This is a genomic window from Azospirillum himalayense (assembly GCF_042657465.1).
Classification (GTDB): domain Bacteria; phylum Pseudomonadota; class Alphaproteobacteria; order Azospirillales; family Azospirillaceae; genus Azospirillum; species Azospirillum himalayense.
Window position 1 is genome coordinate 19,763 of record NZ_JBHSLC010000122.1, and the last position, 16,263, is coordinate 36,025.

The 16,263-nt window shown below is 69.2% G+C and carries 12 protein-coding genes; 3 read left to right on the forward strand and 9 right to left on the reverse strand.

Annotated elements, in window-relative coordinates:
* Positions 1-35: 35 nt before the first annotated feature.
* From dgcN to ACFPMG_RS34385, 5 genes are all read right to left on the reverse strand, one after another.
* Positions 36-1,049, reverse strand: coding sequence for an N-acetyltransferase DgcN (dgcN, locus tag ACFPMG_RS34365; RefSeq protein WP_377000556.1), 1,014 nt, complete (start codon positions 1,047-1,049; stop codon positions 36-38).
* Between the two features lie 49 nt (positions 1,050-1,098).
* Entirely contained in the window at positions 1,099-3,174 is a 2,076-nt protein-coding gene (locus ACFPMG_RS34370) for a TRAP transporter permease (RefSeq protein WP_377000558.1), read from the reverse strand.
* Between the two features lie 160 nt (positions 3,175-3,334).
* Entirely contained in the window at positions 3,335-4,312 is a 978-nt protein-coding gene (locus ACFPMG_RS34375) for a TAXI family TRAP transporter solute-binding subunit (RefSeq protein WP_377000861.1), read from the reverse strand.
* 144 nt (positions 4,313-4,456) lie between these two features.
* On the reverse strand, positions 4,457-5,332 hold the full coding sequence (gene fghA / locus ACFPMG_RS34380; RefSeq protein ID WP_377000560.1) for an S-formylglutathione hydrolase: 876 nt from the start codon (positions 5,330-5,332) through the stop codon (positions 4,457-4,459).
* Positions 5,333-5,339: 7 nt separating this feature from the next.
* Positions 5,340-6,455, reverse strand: coding sequence for an S-(hydroxymethyl)glutathione dehydrogenase/class III alcohol dehydrogenase (locus ACFPMG_RS34385; RefSeq protein WP_465252042.1), 1,116 nt, complete (start codon positions 6,453-6,455; stop codon positions 5,340-5,342).
* Between the two features lie 133 nt (positions 6,456-6,588).
* Between ACFPMG_RS34385 and ACFPMG_RS34390 the strand changes: the two genes are divergently transcribed.
* Entirely contained in the window at positions 6,589-7,491 is a 903-nt protein-coding gene (locus ACFPMG_RS34390) for a LysR family transcriptional regulator (RefSeq protein ID WP_094304882.1), read from the forward strand.
* A 220-nt stretch (positions 7,492-7,711) separates the two neighbouring features.
* Entirely contained in the window at positions 7,712-9,337 is a 1,626-nt protein-coding gene (locus ACFPMG_RS34395) for a calcium-binding protein (protein WP_377000565.1), read from the forward strand.
* A gap of 69 nt (positions 9,338-9,406) precedes the next feature.
* On the opposite strand, the gene ACFPMG_RS34400 is transcribed toward ACFPMG_RS34395, so the two are convergent.
* From ACFPMG_RS34400 to ACFPMG_RS34410, 3 genes are all read right to left on the reverse strand, one after another.
* Positions 9,407-10,642: a YeeE/YedE family protein gene (locus tag ACFPMG_RS34400; protein ID WP_377000567.1), complete on the reverse strand. Its 1,236-nt coding sequence runs from the start codon at positions 10,640-10,642 to the stop codon at positions 9,407-9,409.
* 128 nt (positions 10,643-10,770) lie between these two features.
* The gene (locus ACFPMG_RS34405) at positions 10,771-12,018 is read right to left on the reverse strand and encodes a cation:proton antiporter (RefSeq protein WP_377000569.1); all 1,248 of its coding nucleotides are present in this window, start codon (positions 12,016-12,018) and stop codon (positions 10,771-10,773) included.
* 63 nt (positions 12,019-12,081) lie between these two features.
* Entirely contained in the window at positions 12,082-13,206 is a 1,125-nt protein-coding gene (locus ACFPMG_RS34410; RefSeq protein ID WP_377000571.1) for an MBL fold metallo-hydrolase, read from the reverse strand.
* Positions 13,207-13,271: 65 nt separating this feature from the next.
* On the opposite strand from ACFPMG_RS34410, the gene ACFPMG_RS34415 reads away from it, so the two are divergent.
* Positions 13,272-14,354, forward strand: coding sequence for an ABC transporter ATP-binding protein (locus ACFPMG_RS34415; RefSeq protein WP_377000573.1), 1,083 nt, complete (start codon positions 13,272-13,274; stop codon positions 14,352-14,354).
* A 175-nt stretch (positions 14,355-14,529) separates the two neighbouring features.
* On the opposite strand, the gene ACFPMG_RS34420 is transcribed toward ACFPMG_RS34415, so the two are convergent.
* A complete protein-coding gene (locus ACFPMG_RS34420; protein WP_377000575.1) occupies positions 14,530-16,257 on the reverse strand; it encodes an ABC transporter permease in 1,728 nt (575 codons plus the stop codon).
* Positions 16,258-16,263: the final 6 nt, after the last annotated feature.

Here is a 16,263-nt window from a genome sequence, read left to right on the forward strand (position 1 = left end):
CCGCCCATCGGCACCATGATCATCCCCTATTAACGTTACTCAGTGGCAAATTCTTCCGTCAGACGGTCAATAATTTCGCCTACACCGAACCGGATAGGGTCACTGGCCGGAAGACCATGAGCCTTCGCCGCCGCTTCCAGGCAGGCGCGCGCCTCGTCCTCGCCATAGGCCTTGGTGTTGATGGCGATTCCGACCGGGCGGATGGCGGGGTTGGTCAATTGCCCGCAGCGGATCGTCAGGTCGATGACCTCCTGGATCGACGGCAGCGGGTGCTGCACGCCGCGCATGGTGCTGCGGGTCGGCTCGTGGCAGACGACGAAGGCGTCGGGCTGGGCGCCGTGCAACAGCCCCAGCGACACCCCCGCGAAGGACGGGTGGTAGAGCGAACCCTGCCCCTCGATCAGGTCCCAATGGGCCGGATCGGCCGCCGGGGCGATCCACTCCACCGCGCCGGAGATGAAGTCGGCCACCACCGCGTCGATGGCGACCCCGCGCCCGGAGATGAAGACGCCGGTCTGGCCGGTGGCGCGGAAATCCGCGTCCATGCCGCGGGCGCGCATTTCCTTCTCCAGCGCCAGCGCCGTGTACTTCTTGCCGACGGAGCAGTCGGTGCCCACCGTCAGCAGCCGCCGGCCCGGACGCTTGGTGCCCTTGCCGGTGGCGAAGCGCTGATCGGAATGGCGGACGTTGAAGAGCTGGCGGCCGTGGCGCGCCGCCGCCTCGGCGATGGCCGGGATGCTCTCCAGCCGGGTGTGCAGGCCGCTCGCCACGTCCATGCCGGACTCGATGGCCTGGACGATGACGCTCGTCCAGTGCTCCGGCAGGACGCCACCGGCGTTCACCACGCCGACCACCAGCGTGCGGGCGCCCTGCCCCGCCGCCTCGGCGATGGTCATGTCGGGGATGCCGAGGTCGGCCTTGCAGCCCTCCAGCCGGATCTGGCCGAGGCACCAGTCGGGCCGCCAGTCCACGATCCCCTGCGCCGTCTTGGCGCCGAGCTGGTCCTGAACGTCGCCGAGGAACATCAGATAGGGGTGGGGAATGTTCATGGTCGGGTCCTCTCGAAGAGACCGGTTGTTCTTCAGGCGGGCTCGGGCGTCAGGCCGGCTCGGGCGTCAGGCGGCGGGCGGACATCTGGCGGAGCAGGACGGGCACGATCAGCGCCAGCCCCAGCAGCGACGAATACAGCTCCGGCGTTACCAGCAGAATGGCGGCGATGCCGAGCATCACCCGCTCCCAGGTCCGCATGTTGGTCAGCAGCCAGCCGGTCAGGGTGGCGCCCAGACAGACGATGCCGACGATGCAGCCGAAGAAGGCGATGAAGAAGTCCGGCCAGTTGAAGCCCGGCGCCACCAGCAGCAGCGACGGCGAGAAGACGAAGACGAAGGGCACCAGCGCCTTCGCCAGCCCCAGCCGGAAGGCGGTGTTGCCGGTCTTGAAGGGGTCGGCCCCCGCCATGCCCGCCGCGGCGTAGGCGGCCAGCGCCACCGGCGGCGTGATGTCGGCCAGCACGCCGTAATAGAAGACGAAGAAATGCGCCACGATCGGCGCCACGCCCAGCAGGCCGAGCGCCGGGGCGGCGATGGTCGCCATGATGATGTAGTTGGCCGTCGTCGGGATGCCGCAGCCCATCAGGATGCAGACCACGCCAGTCATGATCAGGGTGAACAGCAGCGTCAGAGCCTTGGCGTCGGCCAGCCAGCCCGGCAGGAAGGCCCCCGCCCACACCGCCATCTCGCCCGCGGTGGAGGTGACGATGTAGGAGATCTTGAAGCCGACGCCGGTCAGCGTGACCACGCCGACGATGATGCCCACCGTGGCGGCGGCGGCGCCGACCGCCAGCGCGTATTTGGCACCGTCGCGCAGGCCGTCCAGAACCTCCCAGATGGTCATGCGCTTGCGCGGGTTCAGCAGGCCGACCGCGATGCACAGGGTGATGCCCCAGAAGGCCGCCATGTAGGGCGTGTAGCCGGCGATCAGGATGCCGATCAGCACGACCAGCGGAATGACCGTCGGCCAGTCGCGGCGGAAGGCTTCCTTCAGGTCCGGCATCTCGTCGGGGCGCAGGCCGCGCAGGCCGTTGCGCTTGGCCTCGAAATGCACCTGCACCAGCACGCCGAAGAAATGCATGAAGGCCGGGACGATGGCCGCCATGATGATGGTCGTGTAGGGCAGCCCCAGGAACTCGATCATCAGGAAGGCAGCGGCGCCCATGATCGGCGGGGTGATCTGCCCACCGGTGGAGGCCGTCGATTCCACGGCGGCGGCGAAATGCGGCTTGTAGCCCATCCGCTTCATCGCCGGGATGGTCAGCGAGCCCACCGTCACCGTGTTGGCGACCGAGGAGCCGGAGATCATGCCGAACAGCGCCGACCCGAAGATGGCGACCTTGGCCGGACCGCCGGCATAGCGCCCGGCCACCCAGGCCGCGCAGTCGAGGAAGAGCTGACCCAGCCCGATGCGCGTGGCGAAGACGCCGAACAGCACGAAATGGAAGACGTAGGTCGCCACCACGCCGAGCGCGATGCCGTAGACGCCCTGCGTCGTCAGGTAGAGATGGTCGACGAGCTGCGAGACCGTGGCGCCGGGATGCTTCAGCAGCCCGGGCATCTGCGGCCCCCAGATCGCATAGCCCATGAAGATCAGCGAAATGATCGGCAGCGGCCAGCCGACCGAGCGGCGGGTCGCCTCCAGCAGCACGACGATCAGGATGGAGCCGAGGATCACGTCGGTGGTGGTCGGGTTGCCGACGCGGAAGGCCAGATCGTCGAGCGGGATCAGCGGGACGTGCATCACCGCGACGACCGCGCCGATGGCCAGCGCCCAGTCCTGAAGGCCGATGCCGAGCGGGCGCAGCAGCGTGCCCATCACCGGCTCGCCGTAGCCGCGCTTGGTGAAGGGGAAGACCAGGAAGACGAGGCCCAGCACGAAGGACAGATGGATGCCGCGATGCTCCATCTCCGGCAAGAGGCCGAAGCCGGCGGTGTAATAGTGGAACAGCGACAGAATGATCAGCAGCCCGCCGACCAGCTTCCCCGCCAGCGGCGACAGCGGCCGGAAGCGGATTTCGGAGTCGAACTTCTCCTCCAACTCCCGCGCCTTGGCCTCGTCGAGTTCCATGGACGCGGAATCCAGCCGGATGTCGGATGGCGGATCGCGATGGGTATCGGTCATGGATGCTCCCGGAGAATGGGGTGGGGGCGCCGGTGTGGTGTCCCCCCACCCCAACCCTCCCCCGCTGGGCGGGGGAGGGAGACTATGTTTGCGGGAAGAGCGGCGGAGTTCCCTCCCCCGCCCAGCGGGGGAGGGCTAGGGTAGGGGTATCGGTGCCCCCTTACTTCAGGACGCCCTGTTCCTTGTAGAACTTCTCCGCACCCGGATGCAGCGGGATGCCCAGGCCGTTGGTCGCCGTCTGCAGCGTGACGAGCTTGCCCTTGGCGTGGCCGGCCTCGAGCGCGGCGCGGCTCTTCTCGTTGTAGAGCGTCTTGACGATGTTGTAGACGAGGTCGTCCGGCTGCTTGGCGCTGGTCAGCCACTGGGCGTTGACCGAGATGGTCGCCGTCTCCGGAACATCCTTGTAGGTGTTGGCCGGAACCGTGTCCTTGGCGAAGAACTGGTACTGCGCCAGCATCTTGTCGATTTCCGGCCCGGTGATCGGGACCAGCGAAATGCCCGACGAGGTCGCGAGTTCGGAGATGGCGCCGGTCGGGTAGCCGCCGACGAAGAAGTAGGCGTCCAGCGCGCCGTCGCGCAGGCGGTCGCCCGCCGGACCCGGCTTCAGATACTCCGCCTTCACGTCCTTCTCGGTCAGGCCGAAGGCGCCGAGCACGATGCGCGAGTCGACCAGCGTGCCCGAGCCCGGCTCGTCCAGCGACACCCGCTTGCCCTTCAGGTCGGCGACCGACTTGATGTTGGCGTCCTTGCGGGCGACCAGATGGATGGTTTCCGGATAAAGCGTGGCGATGACGCGCAGGTCCTCCACCTTGCCCTTGCCCTCGAACAGGCCGGTGCCGGTGTGGGCCCAGTAGGCGACGTCCGACTGCGAGAAGCCCGACTCGGACGAACCACCCTTGATGGCGTTGATGTTGGCGACGGAGCCGTTGGAGGCCACGGCGGTTGCCACCAGACCGGGCACGCCGCCGTTGGCGCCGGAGATGACGTTGGCGATCAGCCCGCCCACCGGATAGTAGGTGCCGGCGGTGCCGCCCGTGCCGATGCGGAAGAAGGCCTGGGTCTGCGCCACGGCGACGGTGGCGCCGATGGCGACCGCCCCCGCGACGGCGGCGAAGGCCAGACGGCGGGTCTTGGACATGAACTTCACGACAACCTCCCAATTATTTCGCGTCGTAACGAAATCATGCCTTTGGGTAGGAGGCTTGTCGACACGAATGGGTGTCCCGTCCGCACATACGGCCCATTCCGGAAGTGGACGGGCCGTATGTCCGGACGAAACGCGTCAGTCCGCCAGCAGCGCCGCCGCGTGGTGGCGCAGATGGTCGTCGATGAAGCTGGCGATGAAGAAATAGCTGTGGTCGTAGCCCGGCTGCATCCGCAGGGTCAGCGGGTGACCCGCCGCCTCCGCCGCCCGCTGCAGGTTCTCCGGCTTCAGCTGCTTCTCCAGGAAGCTGTCGGCGTCGCCCTGGTCCACCAGGATCGGCAGCTTCTCCGTGGCGCGGCCCAGCAGGGCGCAGCTGTCCCAGTCCAGCCACGCCGCGTAGTCGGTGCCGAAGAAGCGCTCGAACGCCTTCTCGCCCCACGGCACGCTGGCCGGGTTGCCGATCGGCGCGAAAGCCGACACGGCGCGGTAGCGGCCCGGGTTGCGCAGGGCGCAGACCAGCGCGCCATGCCCGCCCATCGAATGGCCGGAGATGGAGCGCCGGTCCGTCACCGGCAGCTCCGCCTCGACCAGCGCCGGCAGCTCCCGCACCACATAATCGTGCATGCGGTAGTGCTTCGCCCACGGCTCCCGCGTCGCGTTGACGTAGAAGCCGGCGCCCAGCCCGAAGTCCCAGGCGCCGTCCGGGTCGCCGGGCACGTCGGGGCCGCGCGGGCTGGTGTCCGGCGCCACGATGGCGATGCCGAGTTCCGCCGCCATCCGCATGGCGCCGGCCTTCTGCATGAAGTTCTCGTCGGTGCAGGTCAGGCCGGACAACCAGTAGAACACCGGCACTTTGCCCGATTTGGCGCCCGATTTGGCGCCCGATTCGGCCTGCGGCGGCAGATAGACGGCGAACACCATGTTGCAGTCCAGAACCGCGGAGCGGTGCCGGAAGCGCTTGTGCCAGCCGCCGAAGCAGCGGTTCGCCGCGATCTGGGTCAGTTGCGACTCCATCCGGTCCTCACGGGTTGTAGAGGATGACGGAACGGATGCTCTTGCCCTCGTGCATCAGGTCGAAGGCCTTGTTGATGTCCTCCAACCCCATGGTGTGGGTGATGAAGGTGTCCAGCTCGAACTCGCCCTTCAGGTAGCGCTCCACGTAATCCGGCAGCTCCGACCGGCCGCGCACGCCGCCGAAGGCGGAGCCGCGCCAGACGCGCCCGGTGACCAGCTGGAACGGGCGGGTGCTGATCTCCTCCCCGGCCCCGGCGACGCCGATGATCACCGACTCGCCCCAGCCCTTGTGGCAGCATTCCAGCGCGGCGCGCATCACCTTGACGTTGCCGATGCACTCGAAGCTGTAATCGACGCCGCCGTCGGTCATCTCGACCAGAACCTCCTGGATCGGGCGGTCGTAGTCCTGCGGGTTCACCACGTCGGTGGCGCCGAGCTGCTTGGCGATCTCGAACTTGTCCGGGTTGATGTCGACGCCGATGATGCGCGACGCCTTCGCCATGACGGCGCCGATGATCGCCGACAGGCCGATGCCGCCCAGGCCGAAGATCGCCACCGTCGAGCCCGGCTCGACCTTCGCGGTGTTGCGCACGGCGCCCATGCCGGTGGTCACGCCGCAGCCGAGCAGGCAGACCTTCTCCAGCGGCGCCGCCTTGTTGATCTTGGCGACCGCGATCTCCGGCAGCACCGTGTATTCGGAGAAGGTGGAGGTGCCCATGTAATGGAACACCGGCTGGCCCTTCACCGTGAACCGGCTGGTGCCGTCCGGCATCAGACCCTTGCCCTGGGTGACGCGGATCGCCTGACAGAGGTTGGTCTTGCCGGACAGGCAGAATTTGCACTTGCCGCATTCCGGCGTGTAGAGCGGGATGACATGGTCGCCCACCTGGACGGAGGTGACGCCCGGCCCGACCTCTTCGACGACGCCGGCGCCCTCATGGCCCAGGATCGCCGGGAACACGCCCTCCGAATCCATGCCGGACAGGGTGTAGGCGTCGGTGTGGCAGACGCCGGTGGCGACGATGCGCACCAGAACCTCGCCCTGCTTGGGCGCCGCGACCTCGACCTCTTCGATCTCCAGGGGACGCTTCGCTTCCCAGGCCACCGCCGCGCGTGACTTCACCATCCCACCGTCTCCATGCGTTCGCGTTTCTTTGATGATCGACGTTAGCATCCCGCGCGCGTTGACAACGCTGCAATGTTGGAGAGGATTGTTGCCGTATGGGGATAATCGGCGCGGAAGGGAGGGCTGACGGGTGAGCCGCTGGGATGGCATCGACGAATTCGTGGCGGTCGCCGAATGCGGCGGCTTCTCCCGCGCGGCGGAGCGGCTGCGCATCTCCTCCTCCCAGGTCAGCCGGCAGGTGGCGCGGCTGGAGGACCGGTTGCAGGCCCGGCTGTTCTACCGCACCACCCGCAGCGTGACGCTGACCGAGGCGGGCCGCTCCCTGCTCGCCCAATGCCGCCGCCTGATCGAGGAGCGGGACGAGGCGCTGCTCGCCGTCAGCGACCTCCAGGCGGAGCCCAAGGGCCTGCTGCGCCTCACCTGCGCCGTGGCTTACGGCGAGCGGTTCGTCGTCCCGCTGGTGAACGACTTCCTGGAGCGCCACCCCCAGCTCCGCGTCGAGATCGAGCTGACGAACCGCCGGCTGGATCTGGTGCATGAGGGGGTGGATCTGGCGGTGCGGCTGGGGCGGTTGATGGATTCCAGCCTCGTTGCGACGCGGATCGCGCCGCGGGTCATGCATCTGTGCGCCGCCCCCTCCTATCTGGAGCGGCGCGGGACGCCGCGCCGGCTGGCCGACCTCGCCGAGCATGATTGCCTGACCGGCACGGCGGACGGCTGGACCTTCGACGCGGGATCGCTGGAGGATGGCGGCCCCGAATGGCTGTTCCGGCCGCAGGGGCGCTGGCGCTGCAACAGCGGCACGGCGGTGCTGGACGCGGCGCTGCGCGGCTTCGGGCTGTGCCAGCTGCCCGACTACTATGTGGTGGAGCATCTGACGGCGGGCCGGCTGGTTTCCCTTCTGGAAGCCCACCGCCCGCCCAACACCGCCGTCTGGGCCGTCTACCCGCCGCAGCGCCACCTGTCGCCCAAGGTGCGGCTGCTGATCCAGCATCTCAAGGAAGGGCTGGCCCGGCGGCCGGAGTATCGTTGAGGTTCGGCGCCACCTGCCCCGCCCGCGCTCCGACGAAGGACAAAACCACCTCTTTTTGGAGAGTTTCCGCCGCCCATGATCCTGATGCGGCAAGACGCCACATCAAATGCAACGCAGAGAAGTGATCGCCGTCACAGGTTTCCGCCTTTCGTTGTCGCTAATTTTTCTGTTCCGGCCGCATGACGCGAAAACGCAGCGGCACTCAATCGGGGGTCAGAAAATGGCGATCATTTCGGGAACATTGGAAGCCGATTATTTGGAGGGAACACTGGACAGTGATTTGATCAGCGGAGAAGAAGGCGACGACGTGCTGATCGGAGGTGATGGTGAGGACGGGATCTACGGCGGCGAAGGGAGCGACACACTATCCGGTGACAATGGTGCCGACTTTCTCAGAGGCGACCAAGGGAACGACGTTCTGAATGGGGGAAGTGGCGACGACACCCTGTTTGGCGGAGAAGGCAATGACATTCTGGACGGGGGCGATGGCGATGACACTCTGATTGGTGAAGAAGGTGACGATACGCTTTTCGGCGGCGCCGGCGCGGATCTTATACATGGCGGAGATGGAGACGACACACTCTACGTTGATGGCTTTGATTATCTTTTTGACGGAGGCGACGGGCACGACACCGTGATCGTATTGGGAAATGAAGGGATTACACTCAACCTTCACCTCGCGAATTTCGAAGTCGCCTATGGCAGCGGTGGCAATGATTCGATCAGCGCCGACTATGGATCGGAGAATGTCGTCATCAGCGGAGGGGGCGGCAACGACACGATTTGCGGCGGCTCTGCAAATGACACCTTGTCCGGCGACGACGGAGACGATCACCTGCAGGGCGGCTCCGGCGACGACTCGCTTTCCGGTGGCGCTGGAAACGACACGTTGCAGGCCGACGGGGGTGACGACTGGCTTGCTGGTGGAGAGGGGGACGATCTCCTGGAAGGTGGCATGGGCAACGACACCCTGATCGGTGGGGAGGGGGCCGACACGCTCATGGGTGAAATGGGCGATGACTGTTTCTACATCAGCGGAAACGAGGCTGTCGTCATTGGCGGATCGGGGTTCGACACCGTCGTTGTTCAACAGGACGACCCACGATACATCGACCTCGGCGCGTGGCAGGTTGAGCGCGTCTATGGCGGCGGTGGCGACGACGTGTTCGACGCCCACAATATCTATAGCGCGACCGAGATCAACGGCGGCGCCGGGAATGACACGTTCGTGGGCGGGTTTGGAAGCGATGCGCTTGATGGCGGGGCCGGCATCGACACGGTGAGTTACAGCAGCAATCCGATGTGGTCGGGAGTGACCGTGAACCTTGCCACCGGAACCGGAAGCGGAGGTTATGCCGATGGCGATACATTCAACAATATTGAGAACGTCATCGGAAGCAATCAAAGTGACACTCTGATTGGGAACGCCGCAGCGAACCGACTGAGCGGTGGGGACGAGACCGACTTTCTGTATGGCGGAGATGGTGACGACACTCTCATCGGGGGGCTGAACCCCGATCGGCTGAATGGCGGCGCCGGCGCCGACGCCTTCCGCCTGAGCATCGACCCCTGGTCAGGCGATACCATCGAGGATTTCCAGAGCGGAGAGGATCGCATCGAACTGGAAGCATCGACCTTTGGTCTTCCGGTTGGCACGCTGGACGCGAACATGTTCGCGCTGGACATGCCGGCCGACGCCGACGACCGCCTCATTTTCGATACGATGTTCCGTACCCTGTATTACGACGCTGACGGCATCGGCTCGGGCGCCGCGATCCAGATCGCCCGGTTCTACGTGGATACGCTGTCGGCCTCGGACATCGTAATCGTACCCTACGGCTCATAGCGTTTCCGGCCTGTGAAGCCGGTGAGCCGCCCCTTCGGCGGCTCACCGGCTTCTTCATTCACACTCCGCTCAGCAGGCGGTCGGACGCGGCGTGCGCTCGACCTCCAGGCCGAAGAACGGGCGCAGGGCGGTGCCCAGATAATTGCCGGCCAGCGCCGCCACGATCCACACCCAGCCGTGCAGGCTGCCCGACGCGATCCCGCTGAAATAGGCGCCGATGTTGCAGCCGTAGGCGAGGCGCGAGCCGTAGCCGAGCAGCAGCCCGCCGACCACCGCCGCCACCAGCGACCGCAGCGGCAGGGTCCACACCGGGGCGAACTTGCCGGCCAGACCGGCGGCGAGCAGCGCGCCCAGGATGATGCCGAAATCCATCACCGAGGTGACGTCGGCCAGCACGCTGTCCTGCAACGCCCTGGCCTGGGCTGGCGCCTGCCAGAAGGGCCAGGAAGCGACGTCCACGCCCAGCGCGGCCAGCCCCTTGCTGCCCCACAGCGCGAAGGCCGAGGTGATGCCCCACGGGCGCCCGGCCAGCGCCAGCGTCGCGAAGTTCAGCACGGCCAGAGCGACCGCGCCCCAGACCAGCGGCCAGGGGCCGCGCAGGAAGCGCCGCAGCCCTTCGGTCTTCGCCGGGGCGCCCTCGATCAGGCGGCCGTGGCGCCGCCTCTCCAGCGCCAGGGTGCCGGCATAGACGGCGGCGAAGATCGCGAGGTTGACCGCCAGCGCCACCGGCCAGCCCCAGGCCGCGACCACCGACACCGGAGCGGCGGTCCATTGCGCCTGCCACCAGGGCAGGTGATAGGCGCCCAGCACCGAGCCGACGATGAAGAAGGCCAGCGTCACGACCATGCGCGTGCTGCCGCCGCCCACCGTGAACAGCGTGCCCGAGGCGCAGCCGCCGCCGAGCTGCATGCCGATGCCGAACAGGAAGGCGCCGGCCACCACCGACAGGCCGACCGGCGACACCAGCCCCTTCACCGGCGCGCCGAACAGCGTCCCGGCGGCCAGAACCGGGAAGAACAGCGCACAGGCCACGGCGAGCATGACCATCTGCGCCCGCAGCCCCGCCCCGCGCCGGTCCGCGATGAAGACGCGGAAGGCGGAGGTGAAGCCGAACAGCGCGTGGTAGAGCACGAGGCCCATGGCGCCGCCCACCAGATAGAGCGCCGCCTGCCGCCCCGACACGGCGTCGCCGATCCACAGGCCGCCGCCCGCCAGGGCGAGCAGCGCCACGGCGACCACCCGCCAATCGATTCCCGGCAGCAGCGCGGCCGAACCCGCCGCCCGGCCCAGAGTCGTGTCCGTCATTCCGACACCACAAACAACAAAAACTAAACGTTGATAAAGGCGATTGCCTGATTGGCTTCAGTAGATAATGGGATGCTTTCCACAGGAAAGGCCGTTCTACGCATTCCTGTCCTGCGCGGGGCCATTCGTCAGCCCTCGGGGAACAGGCGACGGGCCAACCGGCCGAGCGTCAGGCTCTGCACGATGATGGTGAAGGCGACGACGGCGTAGCAGGCGACCAGCAGCAGGTCGCGGTGCGGGTAGTCGGGCAGCGACAGGACCAGCGCCACCGCGATGCCGCCACGCACCCCGCCCCAGGTCAGCACGGCGGTCGCTGCCGCCTTCCGTTGGCTGCGCAGATGGACGGCAACCACGGGCAGCACGCTCGCCAGCCGGGCCACCAGCGCCAGCAGCGGCGCCAGGAACGCCGCGGCCATCACCGGCGCCTGCCAGGACAGCACCACCGCGGCCTCCAGCCCGACCAGCATGAACAGGATGGCGTTCAGGATCGCGTCCATCATCGCCCAGAAGGCCTTCATGATGAAGCCCGTCCGCTCCGACGAGACGTGGTGCCGGGCGGTGTTCCCGATCAGCAGCCCCGCCACCACGACCGCGATCGGGCCGGACAGGCCGAGCCGCTGGGCGAGGCTGTAGGTCGCCGCCGCCAGGGCGAGCGAGATCGACAGCTCCACCGCCGGATCGTCCGCCCGGCTCTTCGCCCAGAAGGCGATGGAGCCGGTCGCCAGCCCCAGCAGGACGCCGCCGCCCGCCTCCTTCACGATGTCCCAGGCGACACCCAGCACCGTCACATCGGTGTCGGTCCCGGTGGCCAGCCCGAGCAGGAGGGCGAACAGCACCACCCCCATGCCGTCGTTGAACAGGCTCTCCCCCGCGATGGCGGTGCGCAGCCCTTCCGGCAGCGGCGCCTTGCGCAGCACGGCCAGCACCGCCACCGGGTCGGTCGGCGCCAGCGCCGCCCCCAGCACCAGACACCAGATCAGCGGCACCGGCTGGCCCATGGCGTCGAAGATCAGCCACATGCCGGTGCCCATGACGGCGGTCGAGATCACGACACCCAGCGTCGCCAGCAGCGCCACCGCCCAGCGCCGCCGCCACAGCGTACCGCTGTCCTGCTCCACCGCCCCGGCGAACAGCAGGAAGGCCAGCACCCCCTCCAGCAGCGCTTCGGGCAGGTGGGCGCTGGTCACCAGACGCTCCTCCCAGGCGCGGATGTCGATGGCCGGCACCAGCGTCCCGACCACCGCCGTCGCGAAGGCGAAGCCGAAGGCCAGCAGGAACACCCCCGCCGTCGCCGGCAGGCCGAGCAGGCCGCGGCTGGCGAAGCTGAACAGCGCCGCCAGGGTCAGCAGGATGGACAGCAACTCGAAGGTGCCCATGAACATCCGTCGGCAAAGGGACAAGCCATGCCAACAGGATGTCCGCCGCGTTCCTCTCGCGCTTCAGACCTCCGGGTCGTCCAGCCCCTCCAGGATCGCCGGGGCGAAGGCGGCCCGCCAGCCCTCCCGGTGCCGGATGTCGCCGAAGGCGGGCAGCACCCGCTCCGCCCCCGTGGCGGCCACCAGCGCCGTCAACTGGCGCAGCGTCGGGTGGACGTTCCAGCGCAGGTACCGCGCCCGGCCGGCATCGACCAAGGTCCGCGACGGCGTGCCCGCGGCGAGGTAGCCGGTAAAGACGATGTCCGGCCCATCCAGACCGCCCCAGCGCTCCACCAACTCGGCGGCGGTGCCGCTGGTGGCGTTGGGACCGGCGGCGAAGGTCACGTCGCGCGGATCGCCCGGTTCCTTGGCGCGGTCGAGCAGCCGGCGCAGCCGTTCCTCCGCGCCGGGCCGCAGGGCGGTGTCCGCCTCCGCCAGCAGATGGGCGATGGCGGCGCGGTGGGCGTCGTCAATGGCCGGGACCACGCCATGGTCCATCGCCCACAGAGCCATTTCCGGCCCGCGCCCGTCCGCCGCCACCGGGAACAGCGCACCACCCGCGTGGAGGAAGGGCTCCAGCGCGGCCAGCCGCTCCGCTTGCGGGGTGTCGTCCAGCCCGTAGGAGGCGTCGAGGATCACCCGCCGCGCCGGCGGCGGCGGGTCGAAGGGGAACAGGGCCGATTCGTCGGAATGGTCGCCCATGTAGAGAATCCCGCCGTCCTCCGTGCCCAGGTGGATCCACACCCCGCCCGGCGCGTGGCCGGACCGCCCTGTGGTCACCGGCACGCCCTGGATCTCCACCGTTCCTTGGACCGGCAGCGGCAAGGCCGCGACGGTCGGCGGCAGCAGGCGGGCGGCCAGCGGCGTGGCGTAGACCGGCGGGCTGCCGACCCGGTGGCGCAGGCCCAGGGCGCCGGCATGGTCGCCGTGGGTGTGGGTGACCAGGATGGCGTCCACCCGCCCCGCCCCGCTCAGCGGCGGCAGGCGCCCGGCGTCCGGCCCCTCGCCGAGGTCGAGCAGCAGCCGCGCCCCACCGATCATCGCCAGGAAGCAGGCCGGCCCCTTGCTGCCCAGACCCGACAGGGCGCGCAGCCGGACCTTCCGTCCACGCCCCGTCATAGCCCCCGTCATCGCAGCGTCACTTGACATCACGCCCCCGTTCCGCACTGTGCCTATCCCTCGCCGCCTTCCTGAATAGCGCGACTTCCGGTGCCATGACCACTCAGACGCCTGCTCTCCTGATCGACGACGCCTCCCGCCACTATGCCGGGACGCCCGCTCCCGCGGTGGACGGCGTGACCATCGACGTAGCGGCGGGGGAGTTCCTTGCCCTGCTCGGCCCGTCGGGCTGCGGGAAAAGCACGCTGCTGCGCATGGTCGCCGGCTTCGAGCGGCTGGACGGCGGGCGCATCACGGTCGGCGGGCGCACCCTGTCCGGCCCCGGCACCCACGTCCCGCCGGAGGAGCGGCGGATCGGCCTCGTCTTCCAGTCCTACGCGCTGTGGCCGCACATGACGGTGGCCGGCAACGTCGCCTACCCGCTGGAGACCGCCCGCGTTCCCCGCGCGGAGCGGGAGCAGCGGGTGCGCGCGGCGCTCGACACGGTGGGGCTGTCGGGCTTCGACGCCCGGCATCCCGCCGAACTGTCGGGCGGCCAGCGGCAGCGCGTCGCGCTGGCCCGCTGCCTCGTGATGAGCCCGGAGCTGGTGCTGCTGGACGAGCCGCTCGCCAACCTCGACGTGCATCTGCGCGCGGCGATGGAGGAGGAGTTCGCCGATTTCCACGCCAAGACCGGCGCCACCATGGTCTACGTCACCCACGATCAGGCCGAGGCGATGGCTCTGGCGACGCGCATCGCCGTGCTCGACCGCGGTCGGCTGGCCCAGGTGGCGGCCCCCCGCACGCTCTACCGCGAACCGGCGACCCGCATGGTCGCCGGCTTCGTCGGCCAGGGCGCGGTGGTGGACGGTGTGGTGGCGGGTCCGGTCGCGGACGGCCGCGCGCGGGTGCGCCTGTTCGGGGCGGAAGCGCTGGTCCGCTGCCGTACCGGCCAGCCGGAGGGACCGGCGCTGGTCTGCCTGCGGCCCGAGGATCTGGAGCCGGCGGCGGACGGTCCCATCGCCGCGACCGTGGTCCGCGCCGCCTACAAGGGCGGCTTCGTCCTAGTCGAGGCCGAACCGCAGGCCGCACCGGGCGTGCGCCTGCTCCTGCGGGTGTCCGGCGACGCGCAGGTCACGCCGGGCGAAGCGCTGTGCCTCGCGGTGCGCGACGGATGGGTGGTGCCGGAGGGGGTGTGAGGGAGTTCCTGAGACGGGCCCCACCCAACCCTCCCCCCGCTTCGCAGGGGAGGGCTTTTCTCCTCCCCCTGCGAAGCTCTCGCGCAAACCAGAGGTTTGCGCTGACGCGGCAGGCGGACCTTCGGTCCGCTGAGAGCGGGGGGAGGTCGGGAGGGGGGCCCGTCTCAGGAACGCCTCACCCCCGCCAGGGAATGATCCCCGCCGGCAGCCGCCGTCCCAGCCAGCCGACCGCCAGCAGCACCGCCACGACCACCGCAATCGTCACCACGCTCAGCGCGGCGGCGAGCGTCGGGCTCCCGCCCTCCTCCAGCGCGTAGACGACGACGCCCAACGTTTCCCGCCCCTGCGACCACAGCAGGATCGACACGGTCAGCTCGTTGAAGGCGGTCAGGAACACCAGCACCCCGCCCGCCGCCGCCGCGGGAGCCACCAGCGGCGCCACGATGGTGCGCAGGCGGCGCAGCGGGCCGGCGCCGCAGGCGCGCGCCGCCTCCTCCATCGCCGGGTCCAGAGCGGCGCAGGCGGCCTGGGCCGGGCGCAGGGCCAGCGACAGGAAGCGCGCCAGATAGGCCGCCAGGATGATCCCCAGCGTGCCGTACAGGCTGACGCCCAGCAGCGGCAACGGCTTCAGGAAGACCAGGATGCAGCCGATGGCCAGCACCACGCCGGGCACCGCGTGCGGCAGCTCGATCAGCACGCCGACGGCGCGGACCAGCCGCCCGCCTTTCCCCGGCCCGGCCATCGCATGGGCCAGCGGGATTGCCAGCAGGACCAGCAGCAGCGCCGCCGCTCCCGACAGGACGAAGGAATTGGTGAAGGCCCGCCCCACCTGATCCAGCCCCAGAACCGTCGCGTAATGCGCCAGCGTCGCCGTCTCCGGTCCCAGCGGCAGGCCGTAGACTCGGATCAGGCTGGTCGAAGCCAAAGCCGCCAGCGGCGCCGCCAGGATCAGCGCCACCACCGTCCAGCAGAGGATTTCCAAGGGGCGCCGCGCCCGGCCCAGCCGCAGCACCGCCGCGGGCGCCGAGCCGCCGATCACCCGTGCGTCCACCCGCGCCTGGAGCGCCATCTGCGCGGCGATGCCGACGCAGGCGATGGCCCCGATCAGCACGGCCAGCACCGCGACCTCCGGCAGGACGGACGGGCCGAATCCCGCCAGCCGCCGGTAGATCAGCGTCGGCAGCACCGGAATTCCCGCCGGGATGCCGAGCAGCGCCGGAACCCCGAAGTTGCCCAGCGCCGCGACGAAGGACAGGGCCAGCCCGGCGGCCAGCCCCGGCAGGCTGAGCGGCAGGACGATGGTGCGCAGCACCCGCCCGCGCCGGGCGCCCGCCGCCTGCGCCGCCTCGACCAGATCGCGCGGCACGGCGCGCAGGGCGGCGCGCAACGCCAGGAAGACCAGTGGCGCGTGCTCGATCCCCATCACCAGGATCATCCCGGCGGAGGAATAGACCGGATTCGGCGTGCCGGGAGCCGGAGCGAGGCCCAGCGGCTTCAGCAGCGGGCTGCCCGACCCGGCGAGGTGAATCCACGACAGGGCCACGATCTGCGCCGGGATCATCAGCGGCAGGATCAGGCAGAAGGCCAGCGCCGTCTTGCCACGCAGGTCGGTCAGGCCGCAGAGCAGCGCGAAAGGCACGCCGAGCGCCGCCGCCACGACCGTCGCCCCCGCGGCGATGGCGACGCTGTTCCCGGTGGCCCGCCACGTCATTTTGGAGGTCAACACGCGGGTCAGCGCCGTCAGGTCGCCCCCCGCCATCGGCCCGGCGACCTCCCACACCAGCCGCAGGATCGGCAGCAGGACGATCAGCCCGGCCAGCGCGAACAGCAGCGGCGCCCCGGAAACGGAAAAACGACCGGCGGCGCGGAAAGGCCGCCGGTCGCTGAAAGTGGCAAGACTCATTTTCAA